Here is a 16,500-nt window from a genome sequence, read left to right as displayed (position 1 = left end):
GCAGGCATTGCTTGTCTTTCCCTTTGCAAGACTTATACCCATCGAGTAGTAATAACTTTTTTTCGTGTATAAAAATTGAGTCCGTCTTTGCCGTTAGCATGTAGGTCACCATAGAAGGAGTCTTTCCAGCCGGAGAATGGAAAGAAAGCCATAGGGGCCGGTACACCGATGTTTACACCCAGCATCCCGGCATCAATGGTTTCCCGAAACTGCCGGACTTTCCCGCCGTCGTTGGTAAAAATACACGCCCCATTGGCAAAAGAAGACCTGTTTGTCAATGCAATGGCGCCGTCAAGGTCTTTTACCCTGACAATTGATAATACCGGGGCAAATATCTCATCCTGCCAGATCTTCATTTCACTGCTCACATGATCAAAAATAGTTGGCCCGACAAAATATCCTGCACTTTTGGCATTTTCATCTTTTCTTCCGTCGCGTACCAGCTTAGCTCCTTCATTTTCCCCAGTTGCAATATAATCAAGGGTCCGTTCTTTATGGCTTTCACGGATGAGAGGGCCAAGAAAGACGCCTTCATCCAATCCGTTGCCGATTTTAAGTCCATCGGCCTTTTGATGTAATAAGGATATGAATTCATCAGCGACCGACTCTTCCACGGCAACAACTGACGCTGCCATACAACGTTCACCTGCCGAGCCAAAAGCAGCATTTAAGATTTGGGTGGTTGCATTTTCCATATTGGCATCTTCCAATACAATCGAGTGATTTTTTGCTCCTGCAAGTGCCTGCACCCGCTTCAGATTGTCAGTTCCTCTTTTATAAACATATTCGGCAACCGGCTGGGAGCCGACAAAGGAGATTGCCGGGATATCCGGATGATCCAATAAGCCATTTACCACATCATGTGCCCCATGCACAATATTGAAGACTCCTTTTGGCAGCCCCGCCAATTCAAGCAATTCAGCCAAACGATTTGCCAATAAAGGTGTTCGTTCCGATGGTTTTAATATAAATGTATTGCCCGTGACAATCGCCATGGGAAACATCCATGCAGGGACCATCATTGGAAAATTAAATGGTGTAATCCCCCCAATCACCCCGATTGGATAACGATAAACGCCGGATTCCAATCCATCTGCTATCGATGGGAGCTGTTCCCCCATCATCAGAGAAGGTGCCCCTGCAGCAAATTCTACATTTTCAATTCCCCGTTGCACCTCTCCCTTCGCTTCATTAAAGTTTTTCCCGTTCTCAATGGTTACTATTTCTGCCAGCTCATCCCAGTGTTCCACCATCAGCTGCTGATACTTGAATAGAATGCGCGCTCGTTTTGGCACAGGAACTTCCTTCCATTCCTGAAATGCTTCGGAGGCTACCTGCACCGCATCATCTACATCCTTTTGAGAGGATATAGGAACTTGAGCAATCAATTCTCCAGTTGCCGGGTTAAAGACTTCCTCTGTCTTGTCCGATTTCGCCTCCACCCATTTTCCGCCTATGTAGTTCTTTAATGTAGCTATTTTTGTTTCCGTCATCGTATAACCTCCAACTTTTATCGATTAAATATGGAATCAGCAAAGAAATGCCATGCATCCCTTCTCTCAGGAATGCCCGATCATCTGTTACCCCGTTCCTCTTTGGCCACGGTACCTGCCTCCTACTTTCCGGAATACCATTTCCAAAGCGAGAAGCCAATAATTATGAGACTAATGATAAATCCATACAACCATACGGAAAGCATCGGATTAACAAACATCTACACTCACCCTTTCCCTAGTTTGCCTGTACGCTGCTTTCTTCCACTTCCTCTGCAGGAACATGAGGGTTTTTCAGTATTCGTGCAAAAATCACGATCGTTGCAATGCCAATAAAAGTGGCTACTGCGCCTGCGGACATTGTACTTGGGATGAGACCAGTAAAGTAGATAATGAGATAGGAGAACAATCCTACGGTCATCGAAAGTTCTGCCGCTCTTGCAGGTGCTTTCTTCTTGCTATAAACAGCATATAAGATTGGCCCCATCGTCCCGGCAGCTACCCCGGAAATTCCAATCCACATGACATCCCCCATATAAGCGGGCGGCTGCAGCACCACCAGAAATGCGGCCAATCCTATCAAAGGAACTGTCAGACGGCTAATTTGCAGCGAAACTTTTTGTGCTTTTTCATCACTTATCTTGATAATCTTTCTTTTAACGAGAAACTTTAGGAAAATATCATTGGCAAATACGGTAGAAATGGAAACGAATATTCCATCTGTTGTTGACATGGCCGCTGCAAGGATGACCACACCGAATATTGCTACCACGATCGCCGGAAAAGCCCAGACTGCATATTCCATTAATGCGAGATCAGCTTGCACCACATTATTGCCAAGCGCCACTCTGCTGTATAATCCCCCAAATAGAACAAGCAGACAGAAAGAGGCGGTGATAACATAGGTAGCAATCATTTTTCCTAGATCCTTTTCACTTTTCAGCCCAAGCACTTTGTTAAACAGGTGAGGCGCTGAGGCAAATGCCCATTGAATAACAATCGCACCCGATATTGCACCGATGGAATAAAAATGGGCCGACTCAGGATTAAACACCTCTACTAAATTACCATTTTGGGAACTGAGATCATTCACGATACCCGAGAATGTCGCAGTTATTCCCCCTTCCCAAAAAATGACGAGCCCCGAGATAAAGATTGCAAGACCAGCAATCGCCATCATCACAGCCTGGACGGCGTCTGTGTAGATATCGGCAAAGGCACCGCCTGCAAATACATAAAGAACAACAATTGCCGTAATAAATATCAGTCCGTTTGTATAAGACATTCCGAGAAGATATTCAAAGATTCGCGCACCCGCTACAAACTGAGCCGCTATGTAAAATACATTGAAGAGCAGAATCAGCCCTGTTCCTACTCTCAATATATCACTATTATAAAAATCGCCGAGCCAATCCGGCAGGGAAAGTGACTTTTGCTTCGTATTCAGCTTCCTCACCTTTTTTGCTACCATTAATACTCCTATCGGCCCACCGCCAATCATTGCCAGGAACAGCCAAAGGTTGGACAATCCCCAGGCATGGGTCCATCCCGGATATCCGAGAAATGTTGCGGCACTTAAATAGGTTGCAGCAAAGGATAGACCAAGTACATATGGCCCCAAGCTTCCTCCACCAGTAGCAAAATCACTTACACTTTTCGTTTTTCTGGCACTTACGATACCAAGGATCACCATAACTCCAAGAAATGCGGCAAACCCAATCCATGTGTACAGCGTAATTGTACTCATTTCCGACCTCCTTTACTTTTTATCATTCACTAGTGAAGGGGAGGCGTTCCCCCCCTTTTTATTGCGGCTGTTTGGCACCAAGCTTTCTCGCCGGGTGGTTGTCAGGCAAATGGGCACCTTTTCCAAACATATTTTCCCGCAGTGTCTTTCCTTCGTATTCCGTCCGGTAAATACCGCGCCTCTGCAATTCAGGTACCACTAAATCTACAAATTCTCTAAACGTCCCCGGTGAATAGGTTTGTGCGATATTGAACCCATCGACATCTCCTTCGACAGCCCATTGCTCGATTCGATCTGCAATCTGCTTTGGCGTTCCGATGAATTTAACGGTACCATTACCAAGTCCATGATTTTTGACGGCTTCCCTCAATGTCCATTTTTTATTAGGATCTTTCGTATACATATCCAAGTTGCCCTGTACTGCTTCTGTCTCTATATCCTCAATATACTGGTCCGGGTCATATTTAGAGAAATCAATTCCCGTGTGCCCGGAAAGAAGAGAAGCCGTTCCTTCATAGCTGACATGGTTGGTCAAATCCTCATATTTTGCATAAGCTTCTTCTTCCGTAGACCCAATGATTGGCAGGATCATCGGGAAAATCGCCACATCATCCGGATTTCTTCCCTGTTCCTGTGTTCTCTTTCGGATGTCTTTCACATAGGCTTTCAATGCATCCAATGAATGATTTTTGGTAAATACAGCCTCGGCATGTTTAGCCGCAAAGTTCCTTCCTTTCGGCGAAGCACCTGCCTGGAACAGAACCGGCGTACGCTGAGGGGAAGGCTCGACCAAATGTGGGCCGGGTACATTGAAAAATTCACCTTCGTGATTGATCAGCCGAACTTTATCCGGATGTGCAAATGTATCGTTCTCCCTATCATAAACAACCGAATCATCCTCCCAGCTGTGCTCCCAAAGTTTATAGACCACTTCGAGAAACTCATCTGCACGATCATAGCGGAGCTCCTTGGGGAGGCGGCCGGAAAGCCCTAGATTGACTGCTTCGCTTTCAAGATAGGATGTCACAACATTCCAGGCGACCCTCCCTTCCGTTAAATGATCAAGCGTCGATAATTGCCGTGCAAGTGCGTAAGGTTGTGCATATGTAGAGGAAATCGTTGGTGCAAAGCCCAGATTTTCAGTGACAGCGGCCATAGCTGAAATCGGCAGCAATGGATCATGGGCTGGAAGCTGGACAGCATGCTGAGCAGCCGCTTGATGGCTGTTCCCGTATGCACTGTATGTTCCCAGCACATCCGCAATAAACATGGCATCAAATTTTCCGCGCTCTAGAATTTTTGCTGTTTCTGTCCAATACGACAGCTGGTTGTGATTAATCCCCTGATCCTTCTCATGTTTCCATAACCCCGTTGAGTGAGGGGATGGTGAGTTTTGAATAAACCCATTCAAGTGAATTTGTTTTTTCATCCTCGCAGCTCCTTTTCCATAACATTTGAGTGATGTTTGCTGAAGATTCAAGCCTGATCGTAAGCATTTAATGCATTCACACTATGTGCAATCGCTGAACCGGCTTTTAGAGCTACTGCCACAAAAATTGCTTCAGATATTTCCTCCAAGGTCGCTCCAGTTTTTTTGGCGTTTTTCGTATGCAAGTCAATACAGTAAGCACACCCTGTTGTATGTGCGGATGCTACTGCTATTAACTCTTTTTCTTTTTCCGTCAACTTTCCTGCTTTAATTGCCTGTTGATCAAATGCTGCGAACGCCTGGAATGTATCACTATTGATAGCACCAAACTCCTTCAGTCGATTGAAATAGGATGCTTTATACAGCTCATCATCTCTTTCTCCATCAAATGCATTAAGACCGTTTACACCGTGGGCTGCAGCAGATCCCGCCTTCAATGCCGTTGCCACAAAAATTGCTTCCGCTACTTCCTCCTTATCAGCATCGTTTTTCTTCGCATTGCCTACATGCAATTCAATGCAATACGGGCATCCAGTAATATGCGCTACCGCAACAGCAATCAGCTCTTTCAATTTCACGGACAAATTGCCCTCGGCCAATGCCTTGTCATTAAAGGCAAAAAAGGATTCAAATGCTTCCGGTGCGTATTCCTTTAATTCAGTGATCCTGCTAAAATATGATTTTTTGTACAAGCTATCAGTCTTTGTCAATGTAATCTCTCCTCATAATTTAAAATTTTGATTGTAATGGATAAATAGATTAGACACTAAGGTACTTCATTATTTATTGATTTGCTTCACCCCCTTCCAATTAAATAGCATTTACCTCATCAATTTACTCGGTTTTTAGAGAATATGAATCCCTTTATCCTAAACCTGACAGTACGAATGAAATGAAAAAACCTCTCCGGATGAGGAAGAGGTTTTTACACACTGTCTCATCTTTCAAGCGAATGCTTGCTGGAATTAGCACCATTTTACTGTATTTCATAGTAACGGTTGCTGCGGGATCTCTGGACCAGTTCCTCCCCCGACTCTTGATAAGGAATTGCTTTATTTAATTTTTGATATTTTTAAGATTTCTTTACATCATATAGAATACTTAGAAAACTGTCAAGAAGGAATTCTACAATTTTTGCAAACTGCATAAAAATTACTACTCCTATTCACCCATGAATAACTAAGCAGCCTACAGTTTCTGGATATCTTGCCTTATGAGTGAGCTATCATCACCTCGGCCCTATATTTTATAAAGAGTTGATGAATAGCACTTCTAAAAATTAAGTTAGAGTTTTTAAGTGTGAAGAGAAATTGGCTGGAGAGGAAATGGGGACTATTCCTTGCAGGGGAAATTATAGATGATAGTGGTTGAATAAAAATAATCAGCCAAAATACACTCCTACATTTCCTTCTTTTTTTGCTGTTGCTAAACAGTCTAGCAAAAATTCAGCAATCTGTTTTATATCCCAAGTTAAGGGATCGTTTTCTGGCAGAGGATCACCATTTTCATATAATTTACGATAGGAATCCAATGCCCTTTCCATTTGGTCTAGGGAGAAAGTGGAACTTTGGCCCGACCCGCTGACCCCAGCATTGTAACGGTTCGCGTCAAGTAAATTGTACAGTATGGTAGCATTATAGTTACCCATGCTAAAACGGGCATAAGCAACTTCTTCTCCTGCTTTATTGAATCCTGAAATATCGTGTCCCAATAAAAGCACTCCTTTTCATTTATAATTTAATTTTTTGTTGAAACAATGTCGGAAAATAAGTGTGTGAAGAAGGATAGTGTGATGCACTTCATAGGCGGGTAATGGTAGGGTTGCATTATTTGAAAATAGGAGTAGTAACTAGAGGTGATACGAGGGTTACTATAATAGTTCCATGAATTGACAGAATTGTCAAGGTACTATATCCCCCATATTTCACCAATAGAGTATGCCGTTATTTTAACTTCCTGGCAAAAAAGCGCTTGCACTTAAAAACGTTTTCATATAATATAAGCTTATAAGTTAATTAGTTTGTTGAGCAGACAAAATAACTTATGAACTTATTCAATCATAATTGTTTTATGTGAAAACCAAACATATGGTAAAGAATCTATAACAAAGCCGTCTTATTAGGTTGTTGGGACTAACCAACCTTAATCTTTATGAAAGCGTTATAAGCGTATATATGAATAATGATTCTATTATTTTGTTATACGTTTAAAAAGGCGCTAAATGACAATGTTGATTTGGGAAATTTTCATAATTAATGGAGGTATTCATAATGGAAAGAGCGATAGAAGTAAATGGATCAATGGAAAACAATAACCAGCCAGTTCGTCCATTTGGTATGCGAGATAAAATTGGATATTTATTAGGGGATTTTGGAAACGATTTCTCTTTCATTCTAGTAAGTACATTCCTAATGGTGTTCTATACCGACATCTTTGGGATTAGTGCTGCAGCCGTTGGTACTTTATTTTTAGTTGCACGTATGTGGGATGCGGTAACCGATGTCTTATGGGGACGTTTTATCGACTCCAGAAAGACAACGTCAAAAGGAAAATTTCTACCTTGGATTTTTAGAATGTCATTCCCGCTTGTCATTGCAAGTGCTTTAATGTTTCTGCCAATTCCAGGTATGTCTGAAGGCTTTTATCTTGCATATGCCTATGTAACATATATTTTATGGGGGATGTTATATACATCTGTTAATATCCCATATGGTTCCATGGCTGCGGTAATCTCTAGTGATTCTACCGATCGTACATCCTTATCTGGATGGAGAACAATGGGAGCAACATTAGCGAGCTTAGTCATCAGTGCCGGTGCACCATTATTTGTTTTCGTAAATAACGAACTGTCTGCAAGCCGAATGTTCATGACAGCAATACTTTTTAGTATTCTTGCACTAGCTTGCTATATGGGTTGTGTAAAATTAAGTACCGAACGCATTCAAACACCAGATAAAAAGCCAGGTGAAAAACTTAACTTTGCAAAAACAGCTAAAGGTCTTGTGAAGAATACTCCGTTAATCACGATCTTGGCAGCATCCCTTCTATTTTTGATGACCATGATGCTTGTAATGTCCATAAACGTTTATTTGTTCAAAGATTATTTTGGAAACGCAACAGCATTAAGTATATTTACTATTCTCCAGACTGCTGCTGTTTTTGGTTCTATGCCAGCATTGACTCCACTAGTTAAGCGTTTTGGCAAGAAAGAGGTTGCTTCTTTCGGTATGCTGCTTGCGGGAATGGCATATCTTACTCTGTATTTCATACCAACCATTTCCTTGGCTGTGTTCTTCGCAGTCAACTTCATCGGCCTTCTAGGTTTTGCGTTGTTCAACTTGATTATTTGGGCCTTTGTTACAGATGCTATTGACTATCAAGAATACCTTACTGGAACCCGAGAAGATGGAACCATATATGCTATTTACTCATTCGCACGAAAAATGGGACAGGCATTTGCCGGTGGTCTTACAGGATTTGCGCTTACATTTGTCGGATATACTGCGTCTACAACGCAATCACAGGAAGTAAAGGACGGTATCTATACGGTAGCCACATTAGTACCTGGCGTCATGTACCTTCTTGTTTTCTTGATCCTCGTATTTGTGTATCCGTTAAACAAAAAGCGCACCAAACAGCTTGAAATTAATTTAGCTGAGAAACGGGAAGCAAACGAGTAAAAAACTTAAACGGTTAGAATAAGGCAATATACTCTATTTAAATAAAATAAGTGCACCCTGAAAGTTAGAGTCAAAAATCTAACTTTCAGGGTGTTTTATTATGGCTACGTATAGCTTTACATTATCACACCAAAGACAAGAAAGTCGCGACGTAAAATTATGGTGGAAATACCGCTCCTAGCTGAAACGAGTGTGACACTAGAGCAAATCATGGACCGCCTTGGCCATACCGATGATCAAACAACAAAAGATATATATATCCACGTTACACAAGAAATGAAAAAAGAGGCTTCCCAAAAGTTCAGCTAAAAACTTTGAGAAGCCTCTATTAATATAACTCGGGTGTTAGTAAAATGTGAGCATTTCACTCTCATCTTACTTAAAAACTACTAATATCAACGGTTTGGGGGCGTAATCCAGTTGCACAGGCTAGATGCTCCCGTCATAAGCAATCCCTTTACAAGTCCCAAGTTCAGGGACTTTACGTGGGTTTGCTTATGCGTGCGCATCTGGGCGAGCCTGTTCCACTTTTTGGATTACATCATGCCGCCCATGAGTTTAGCATCTGTTGGAAATAATATCTTTAGATATAAATCCTTTCACCATAGGGTTTATAACTGATTTCCAAGATATTATTTTTATGATTTTACCTTCATTTCTACACATACTAGGTTCAAAAATAGGTTCATTTTAGTAAATCATTTAACGACATATATAAGAAAATTCTATTTTTAACACTTTAACATGAGGGGGATATCAGTTTACTGAATAAAGCTTTCTGTTTATTGTATAGTCTTCTCTTTTATAACTAATCACGAATACGGCTGTTCAATTCCTTCCTTTCTGTGGTTCGGTTGATTTCTTCGATTTGCCCCCGGGTATTCTCCCGTGTTGATACACCCCAAAGACGATATAATCCAGGGTGACACCATATAGGTCGGCTATTTTCATCAATGTATACAATGAGGGTGAACTCTGTTGCCTTTCATAATTTCCATACGTATTTTCCGTAAAACCTAACTTGTAACTAACCTCCTTTTTAGTCCATCCGTGCTGTTCACGCAATTGTTCAAGACGTTTACCCCATTCTTTTTCTTTCATACAAATCCCTCCTATAAGAGGAATCTACCATCATTCCTTTGCTTTTTGAGAAAAACACACGAAATGTGTGTCCAACTATTAGAAGCATTGCAATTTATCGAAAGAGCTGTCATCCAGTGTAAGCTAGTTGGATGGTAGAACTAGAAAGGTAAATCAGTTACTAATCCACCATTTTTATCGATTGTAAATTCTTCATTAAAAATAAGGTGATCTAAGGCTTCTTTATAAAGATATAAGTATTTTTTTGGGAAATTCTTGGAAAAGTGATTAATTACTTCGGTAGGTAACATTCCTGGATTGCTATATACAAAAGTCTTAAGATCTTGTGTTGTTTTATTGAATTCCTCTGAATTCTTCAGCCTATTATAGCTATCAATATTATTACTAAACAACTTTTTGGCCTTTTCATAAAATTCTTCTGGTTTATCATCCAGTTTACTATCTTCCACTAACTTATATAAGGATGACAGTAAATCAGTATTCTCTTGATATCTCTTTTCTATTTTTGTCAATCCCATCTCCAGCTCTTTAGAAAAACTTGATGATTTATTCACAATCTCACTTAATTTTTCAATTTCCTTTTTCATATCGTAAACATTTTGTTTCTGACCAGAAACATCAATCAAAGTTATTATTATGGCAATAACAGCTAGTAATACAGAGCTTAAAGTTGCAGCAAAAGCTAGCATAGAACCTGCATATTCCGAAGACTTAAATATAAATGATGTAAGTAAAGTAATGATAATAGCCGCTATGCCAAGCAAATAGTATAAGTGATAAGTTTTGACGTATCCTTTTTTTAAATATTCTTTTTCTGTATTATTATTATTAATACCATTTACGGATTGTTGACTCAAAAATCTTCCCCCTTCTCAAACTTAACCCGCTTTACTTTATAATCTTTTTTTCTATTAACTGATATAGCTGAAGTTAACTATTCACTAGATAAAAAGTTTACTTTTTCTATGTACCTTTTTTATTCCCTTAACAGCCATATTAAATTTCTTTATGGAAGAGCCCTCTTATCATTGTTCTTTTTTTATTGCCATCAGTGTACTCCCTTCTCCCATGAGATATTTTGTGATTTGCCATTAAAACCCCCTGGTTCCCTTTTAGCTTAAATTCAATATAATAGGGAGAACTATTTTTCACCATTTCAACCATAAGATAATAAGCTTCTCTTAAAAATTGGACTTCTTTAAAACCATATTCCCAGTAACAAGTGTTATCCAATGAGAATCTTGATAAAATTTCTCCTTCTTTTATTGAAAAAGCTGGGCCAATATTCATCTCTCCGCCCCCATTAACTGCAATTCTTTTCAAAGCCCGTGGATCAAGTAAAGAAGAAGCTATCGAAGCTAACCTTTCATTCTTAAGTAAATCGTAAAATGCAGCAACACTATTGAAAATTATCGTTTCTCCACCTTCAACAGCTGGTGTTATACAAAGTAATACCGAGGATTTAATTTTTCCTATCGGTTCTAAAGTTCCATCACTATGGATTTCTTGTTCGTTACCTGACTGAAAGGCTCTGTGGGTTCCATTGCTTATTTTTATTTCATTTAACCCATTTCTCTTATAAATATTTTTTTTAGATGAATAGATATTAGGAATAAACGGATTTCCCAATTTTAGACTCGTTGCTAATTTTAACAATGCATCTTGATTAACTTTATTGTCTAGTAATTCAAAAACTACAAAACCTGCAGTATTATACTGTTTTACTAATTTCCTATGTTCAATTTCAGAAATCATGTCAACTGACTTTATTAATACAGGAGTAGTGTCTCTCGCACTATAAACATAATTATATATCGGCTTTTGATTTATTGGCTTCATCTACACAACACCTTTGCTATTTAATCATTTATCCCAAGGGCTCTCATCGCCATATGTTTAGTTGCCAATGACAATGCTTTACAGTCCAATTTACTAACATTGTCCTCAAAAATATCGTTCTCTTCATTATGTATAGCAATTACACCAATTCTTCCCGGCAAACATATTGTCAATACAGATTTATAGTACAAGTCATGTTCAGAGAAGTCTACAACCTTATCTTCCCCTCGCTCTAGACATTCCCATACAGAAGAGAGATTTCCACGAGACTTAATCCAGCTTGATCCAAAGTTTTCTTTTGTAGGAAAACGTGAGAATGGAACTAGCATTTCAACCTGCTCTTTGTTATAAGTTTTAATAACTCTTAAATATAGTTTAGCAGAATAACCTTTCCCCCCAAATAAGACCTGGGCAGTTTCGCTGATTTCTTTCGTAATGTGGTCGAGGCTAACTTTTTCTTTGTAAGAAAGATCATAGTCCTCAATTGGTAGAATTACATTTGTGTCTCGTGAAGAAGTAAAGCGCGCCTTCAAATTTACACATTGTTCGATAATAGATTTAATTTCCTGATCCATCTCAGAATAATCTTTGACTCTATATGATATTTGATCTATAACCTCTCTATTATCAATTACATCATGTTCATTAAGTCTTTCAAATAGGGCTAGTTTAGCTGCTAAGCGCTCCGACAAAGCAATTAACTTAATTTCCCTAACATCTTTTGCTAAATTCTCATAATCATCAGGATAAAACCGATACACAAAGTTTATAAATATATTTAAAACAGCATAAATTACCCAAACAGAAATGGCTACATATGTTGTTTCTATATCTCTTACTAAAATTGCAACAAGAACGGAAGCCCCGCTAATAAGTAACTGAGTAGAAAAAAGAAATGTTTTAAACCTATTATAAGTTTTACTGTCTTTAAGCCATTTATTGACTAGTCCTCTCCATTTGGAATAGCTATTCTTGTTATACTCCTCGTCTAACCCCTCTTGTTTTGCAGTTTGATTTAAAATTTCTTTAATGCTTCCTTTAATCAAATTCATTCACCCCCTTCCTTCCACATTATATTATATTAATTAACATTGCAGAGGAATAAATGATTATCAATGCCTTTGAGGAATATCACTAGTATAATTGTGTTGTCTATTAAACGGTCTATCTCGTTCCCTCTTTATAAACTACTTTAATTCAAAGCCAGAATAATATTGCGCTTATAGTAAGATGCTAGCATCAATTCTAACCAGCTATACATAACTAGTTATTTCTTCCGTAAAGGTTATACATTCCATGGCTAACTTGTGAGTAACCTGTAATCGCGCCATCTCTTCATCACTAATGCTCTTACAATGAGCAATTTTATTTCGAATGGGAACGGTTCTTACCAATTGAAGATAAACGTCTTTAGGAAGTTTAGGAAAACAAGGGTAAGCTCGCAGCATAGAGATAAGTTCGTGGTAATAGAAGGATTCGAAGTGTTTAGAGTAGGGTTTGTATTTCATGGTGGCAGGAGCTTGAATTAGCCAGCCGACCCCATAGGCTTTCTCCATCGTCTGTTCAATGTATTGACTCAGCCCAGTTTCTATTTCAAAGAACAACCCATATGCTTCTTTCATGTATTCAGTTTGCATGTGCCCATTCTCCTTAATTATTCTATAAGCAAATAGTACTACGTAGATATATTCGACAGGAATAAACGAATTCCTGCTGCTAATACCAATTATATCCAAAAATCACCCCTCAATTGAGGGGCTAGTCAATAATTATATCTAGGACACAATCAAGAGGAATTACGGTTCCATCCTCATCATTTAACTGGATCTGTTTATTCAACAAATCAATCTTCAGCAGTTTACCTTGAACCGTTTCATAGTCATGCCTAGCATAATATTTAATGTTAACCGTCAAGTTGTTATGTATTGCGAGTTGCAGCTGAGCATTGATGTCCTGCATCTTCTGCTCGTCTAAAATGGGTTTCTCTTTGTATTCCTTCTCTTCCCACATCTGATTTAACAACTGAATGTGCTCCGGCATCATTAGGGAAGTCCATTTCTTGGTTCCACGATCGTTTACTTTGCCCATTATACTTCCACCTTTCTAAGTTAAATAGGAACGTTTGTTCTTATGTTATCACTAAGGTTATTATGGTGCAAAGTTAATAATTAACAAGGTGTATCTCTTTCAACGCTTTTAAGATACTTTACTATCGGGGTTATGTTTATTTCTCCCGTTACTATAAATTAAAAAAGGCCTCAAGTGTAGTACCTCTAGTTGCTTCTGCACCACCCTTTTACATTTATCATCCACAAAACAATCAAAATGAATGATTTTTAATGATCCATTAGAAATACCAGCCATGAAAAATAACGTACAAAAAAAGGATAGGCCTCAAAAAGGCCCATCCGTTCTTTAGTATTATTTCATTAAGACCAGTGCGGTGCTTCCCACAACGGCAGGTCTTTTCCAATTCCCATTTTCTTCGCGTTTTGGTAAACTCGATATGCTTCAGAAACATCATGAATAGACATCCCAATTGGGTTAAATAGGATTTTTTGTTCGGCATTTTCTCTTCCTATTTTCTTCCCTGTCATAATGTCTCCTAAATTAAATACTGCTGAGTCAGAAATAAAACCATCTCGTACAGCTCTGTAACTTACATCAACACCATGACTTTTTACATGTTCGAAATCATCCACTACTACTTTATCATAGTAAGCCACTTCTTCTGGATCGGTATCCCAGAAAGAAATTTCTGAATGAAAAGCACCCTCTTTTAACCATTCCCCTTTTACATAGGGATAGGTTGACATGGTTGCAGTAATAACAACATCTGAGTTATGAAAAGCTTCTTCTGCACTTGTACTACGAACTAATTTTACTCCCAACTCCTTCGTCATTTCTTTTGCAAATTTTTCGGTTTTATCTTGATCTAAATCGAATACTTTAATTTCTTCGATTTGTTTTCCAAAAACACCTACAACAGCCATTAATTGGGTTCTACTTTGTACCCCTGCACCAATAATACCAACTCGACTTGAATCAGGATTAGCTAAATATTTTGCAGCAACTCCAGTGGATGCTCCCGTTCGCATGGCACTCACAATCGTACCATCCATAATAGCTAAAGGAAATCCATTGTGCGGATCCGTTAAAATGATGATGGCTGATGCGCGTGGCTGACCTAGTTTCTTCGGATTCTGCGGCATACTAGGAATCCACTTCATACCTGCTACATCTAATTCTCCTCCAAGGTAAGATGGCATTGTCATGATTCTTCCTCTTGTTTCTTCAGTTTCAGGGCCACCCCAGCGAATAACCGGCTTAGGTGGTTGAATCACGTCCTGCTTTCCATGTAGCTCAAAGGACTTTTGAATTGCTTGAAGCGTTCCATTCATGTCAAGGCCACCAGCCTTAATACAATCTTCTTGGGATAAGTATAAAAAACCTACCCCCATACTTTGAGAAGTTTCTTGTTTTTTCTCCACTTTATTCATCCTTAGCATCTCCTTCATATTAAACTAGCAAAAACATCTAACTGGAATTCATTATTCCTAGGTTATTTAATCATTTTCATATCTTTTGAGTTGCCTTCCTTTTTTTCATTTATTCTGTTTTCAATCAATGTTCCGACAATTAAAGTGATTAATGTAATAGGAAGACCTAATAAAATAGGATCTAATGCCCAAACGAACACTACTCCTCCCTCACTTCCTGAGGCAGCTTGACTTCCAATAATAACACCTATTATTACCCCCGCTGCTCCAAGAAGCATCGATAGAATAGTAGAGTAGTAAGCCTTTCGAGCAGCTTTCCAAAATACGAGAGCAAGCAGTACTGGGGCGAGAGAACCAGCCATAATCTTTCCACCCGTTAATAGTAACTCGAGAATATATGGTAAAGAGCGACCAATTAATGTCCCAACAATCGCTACACCAATAACCGAAATCCGTGTAACCATTACAAGTTGTTTTTCGGATGCATTGGGGTTAATAAATTGTTGGTAAATATCATAAGAAATATTGGATGCGGTTGTTAGTGTTGACGAGCTAAGTGTCGAAATACAGGAAGCGACAATAATGATTGCAAAAATAAGACTTCCAAATGTTCCAAATAGCTCAGTCATACTGATAAATGCATCACTAGGACTTATATTTGGAAAAATAACGATAGCTACAATCCCTACCAAAAATGGAATCATATACCAAATCAGGGCAATAAGCCCTCCATAAACAAAGGATTTCTTCGCTACTGCCTCACTTTCCGCTGATAACCCTCGTTGTATTAGTGTTTGATAACCTATAAAGGTTAGCGCTCCTGCAATAAACCATGCGAAGGTTTGCGATCCACCGGCACTAAATAAATCCACATGCGTTGCAGGTATACGATCGATAAATTCTGTCCAACCACCAATATAAGCAATCCCTAATGGTATCATGATCGTCGTTCCAATTAATATAATGATCGATTGGATTGTGTCTGTTATCATAACCGCCCACATACCGCCTAGCACGGTAAAGGTTAGGGTTACAACAAGGGTAATTAACAGTGCTAAATCTAGTGAAATATCAAATACAGATACAAAAACAACTGCCATACCAATTGATGCTCCAGCTGTAACCCCCATGTCGCGACACATAACAAGAACCGTTGCAACCGTTCTGTGTTTCCAGCCAAAAAAGCGGCTAAATAATTCAGGAATTGTTGTTAGATTCGCTCGGCGTAACCTAGGAATAAACCAATACCCCATCCACACTAAGGCAACCATATAGCCCATAGCTGAGAAGTAGGCAGAAATTCCTACCTCATAACCAGACCCTCCATACCCGAGTAAGGTGGCAGAATTTATTAATGTAGCGATAATTCCGCCAACCACTAACCAAAGGGGAACTGATCTCCCTGCTAAAATGAAATCACCGGAATCCTTCTTTTTCATTTTCTTCACAGCTATAGGACCGATAACCATCATGAACCCGAAGTACAAGATAAATAATGTTAGAGCCATCACTTCACCACCTATTTAGTATTCTAGGGCATCAGTAAAACCACCCATAGATAAGCATACAAAAAGCCCATTATTGTCATTAGAATAAATAAACTACTCATTTTTAAAATTGAAGATTCTACTTCATCCATTTCAGAGCCATCATATGTTTTTTTCAAATCACCCATTATTTGACCCTCCATATAGTCCAAATTTCAATTCTT

Annotated in this window: 16 protein-coding genes and 1 riboswitch; of the genes, 2 read left to right on the top strand and 14 right to left on the bottom strand. The window is 39.1% G+C overall.

The window, feature by feature from the left end:
- Nucleotides 1-32 precede the first annotated feature (32 nt).
- The 5 genes from ACFODW_RS07275 to ACFODW_RS07255 all read right to left on the bottom strand — a co-directional run bounded on the left by ACFODW_RS07275 (nucleotide 33) and on the right by ACFODW_RS07255 (nucleotide 6,389).
- The gene (locus ACFODW_RS07275; RefSeq protein ID WP_390304774.1) at nucleotides 33-1,493 is read right to left on the bottom strand and encodes a CoA-acylating methylmalonate-semialdehyde dehydrogenase; all 1,461 of its coding nucleotides are present in this window, start codon (nucleotides 1,491-1,493) and stop codon (nucleotides 33-35) included.
- Between the two features lie 238 nt (nucleotides 1,494-1,731).
- Nucleotides 1,732-3,240 carry a sodium:solute symporter family protein gene (locus ACFODW_RS07270; protein WP_390304772.1) on the bottom strand — a complete coding sequence of 503 codons (1,509 nt, stop codon included), beginning with the start codon at nucleotides 3,238-3,240 and terminating at the stop codon, nucleotides 1,732-1,734.
- A gap of 58 nt (nucleotides 3,241-3,298) precedes the next feature.
- Entirely contained in the window at nucleotides 3,299-4,669 is a 1,371-nt protein-coding gene (locus ACFODW_RS07265) for an LLM class flavin-dependent oxidoreductase (RefSeq protein WP_390304770.1), read from the bottom strand.
- Nucleotides 4,670-4,716: 47 nt separating this feature from the next.
- Nucleotides 4,717-5,385 carry a carboxymuconolactone decarboxylase family protein gene (locus tag ACFODW_RS07260; RefSeq protein ID WP_390304820.1) on the bottom strand — a complete coding sequence of 223 codons (669 nt, stop codon included), beginning with the start codon at nucleotides 5,383-5,385 and terminating at the stop codon, nucleotides 4,717-4,719.
- 218 nt (nucleotides 5,386-5,603) lie between these two features.
- Nucleotides 5,604-5,715: riboswitch (SAM riboswitch) on the bottom strand.
- Nucleotides 5,716-6,050: 335 nt separating this feature from the next.
- Complete coding sequence (locus ACFODW_RS07255) at nucleotides 6,051-6,389, bottom strand: hypothetical protein (RefSeq protein ID WP_390304768.1); 339 nt, start codon at nucleotides 6,387-6,389, stop codon at nucleotides 6,051-6,053.
- A gap of 550 nt (nucleotides 6,390-6,939) precedes the next feature.
- Here ACFODW_RS07255 and ACFODW_RS07250 point away from each other — a divergent pair.
- Nucleotides 6,940-8,349, top strand: a complete 1,410-nt coding sequence (locus ACFODW_RS07250) for an MFS transporter (RefSeq protein WP_390304766.1) — start codon at nucleotides 6,940-6,942, stop codon at nucleotides 8,347-8,349.
- Between the two features lie 159 nt (nucleotides 8,350-8,508).
- On the top strand, nucleotides 8,509-8,658 hold the full coding sequence (locus ACFODW_RS07245) for a hypothetical protein (protein ID WP_390304764.1): 150 nt from the start codon (nucleotides 8,509-8,511) through the stop codon (nucleotides 8,656-8,658).
- A 519-nt stretch (nucleotides 8,659-9,177) separates the two neighbouring features.
- Here the strand turns inward: ACFODW_RS07245 and ACFODW_RS07240 are convergent.
- From ACFODW_RS07240 to ACFODW_RS07200, 9 genes are all read right to left on the bottom strand, one after another.
- Entirely contained in the window at nucleotides 9,178-9,450 is a 273-nt protein-coding gene (locus tag ACFODW_RS07240; protein ID WP_390304763.1) for a helix-turn-helix domain-containing protein, read from the bottom strand.
- 140 nt (nucleotides 9,451-9,590) lie between these two features.
- Nucleotides 9,591-10,307, bottom strand: coding sequence for a hypothetical protein (locus ACFODW_RS07235; RefSeq protein WP_390304761.1), 717 nt, complete (start codon nucleotides 10,305-10,307; stop codon nucleotides 9,591-9,593).
- A 139-nt stretch (nucleotides 10,308-10,446) separates the two neighbouring features.
- Nucleotides 10,447-11,289 carry a TauD/TfdA family dioxygenase gene (locus ACFODW_RS07230; RefSeq protein WP_390304759.1) on the bottom strand — a complete coding sequence of 281 codons (843 nt, stop codon included), beginning with the start codon at nucleotides 11,287-11,289 and terminating at the stop codon, nucleotides 10,447-10,449.
- A 20-nt stretch (nucleotides 11,290-11,309) separates the two neighbouring features.
- Entirely contained in the window at nucleotides 11,310-12,341 is a 1,032-nt protein-coding gene (locus ACFODW_RS07225; RefSeq protein ID WP_390304757.1) for a hypothetical protein, read from the bottom strand.
- A gap of 201 nt (nucleotides 12,342-12,542) precedes the next feature.
- Nucleotides 12,543-12,926: a Swt1 family HEPN domain-containing protein gene (locus ACFODW_RS07220; RefSeq protein WP_390304755.1), complete on the bottom strand. Its 384-nt coding sequence runs from the start codon at nucleotides 12,924-12,926 to the stop codon at nucleotides 12,543-12,545.
- A gap of 121 nt (nucleotides 12,927-13,047) precedes the next feature.
- Nucleotides 13,048-13,377: a YolD-like family protein gene (locus tag ACFODW_RS07215; RefSeq protein WP_390304753.1), complete on the bottom strand. Its 330-nt coding sequence runs from the start codon at nucleotides 13,375-13,377 to the stop codon at nucleotides 13,048-13,050.
- Nucleotides 13,378-13,718: 341 nt separating this feature from the next.
- A complete protein-coding gene (locus ACFODW_RS07210) occupies nucleotides 13,719-14,789 on the bottom strand; it encodes an ornithine cyclodeaminase family protein (protein WP_390304751.1) in 1,071 nt (356 codons plus the stop codon).
- Between the two features lie 62 nt (nucleotides 14,790-14,851).
- Nucleotides 14,852-16,297: a sodium:solute symporter family protein gene (locus ACFODW_RS07205; protein ID WP_390304749.1), complete on the bottom strand. Its 1,446-nt coding sequence runs from the start codon at nucleotides 16,295-16,297 to the stop codon at nucleotides 14,852-14,854.
- Between the two features lie 23 nt (nucleotides 16,298-16,320).
- A complete protein-coding gene (locus ACFODW_RS07200; RefSeq protein ID WP_390304747.1) occupies nucleotides 16,321-16,464 on the bottom strand; it encodes a hypothetical protein in 144 nt (47 codons plus the stop codon).
- Between the last annotated feature and the right edge of the window lie 36 nt (nucleotides 16,465-16,500).

Origin of the sequence: Virgibacillus sediminis (assembly GCF_042643265.1) — a bacterium.
GTDB classification, from domain to species: Bacteria; Bacillota; Bacilli; order Bacillales; family Amphibacillaceae; genus Virgibacillus_O; species Virgibacillus_O sediminis.
This window is presented reverse-complemented; position numbering and strand designations above follow the sequence as displayed.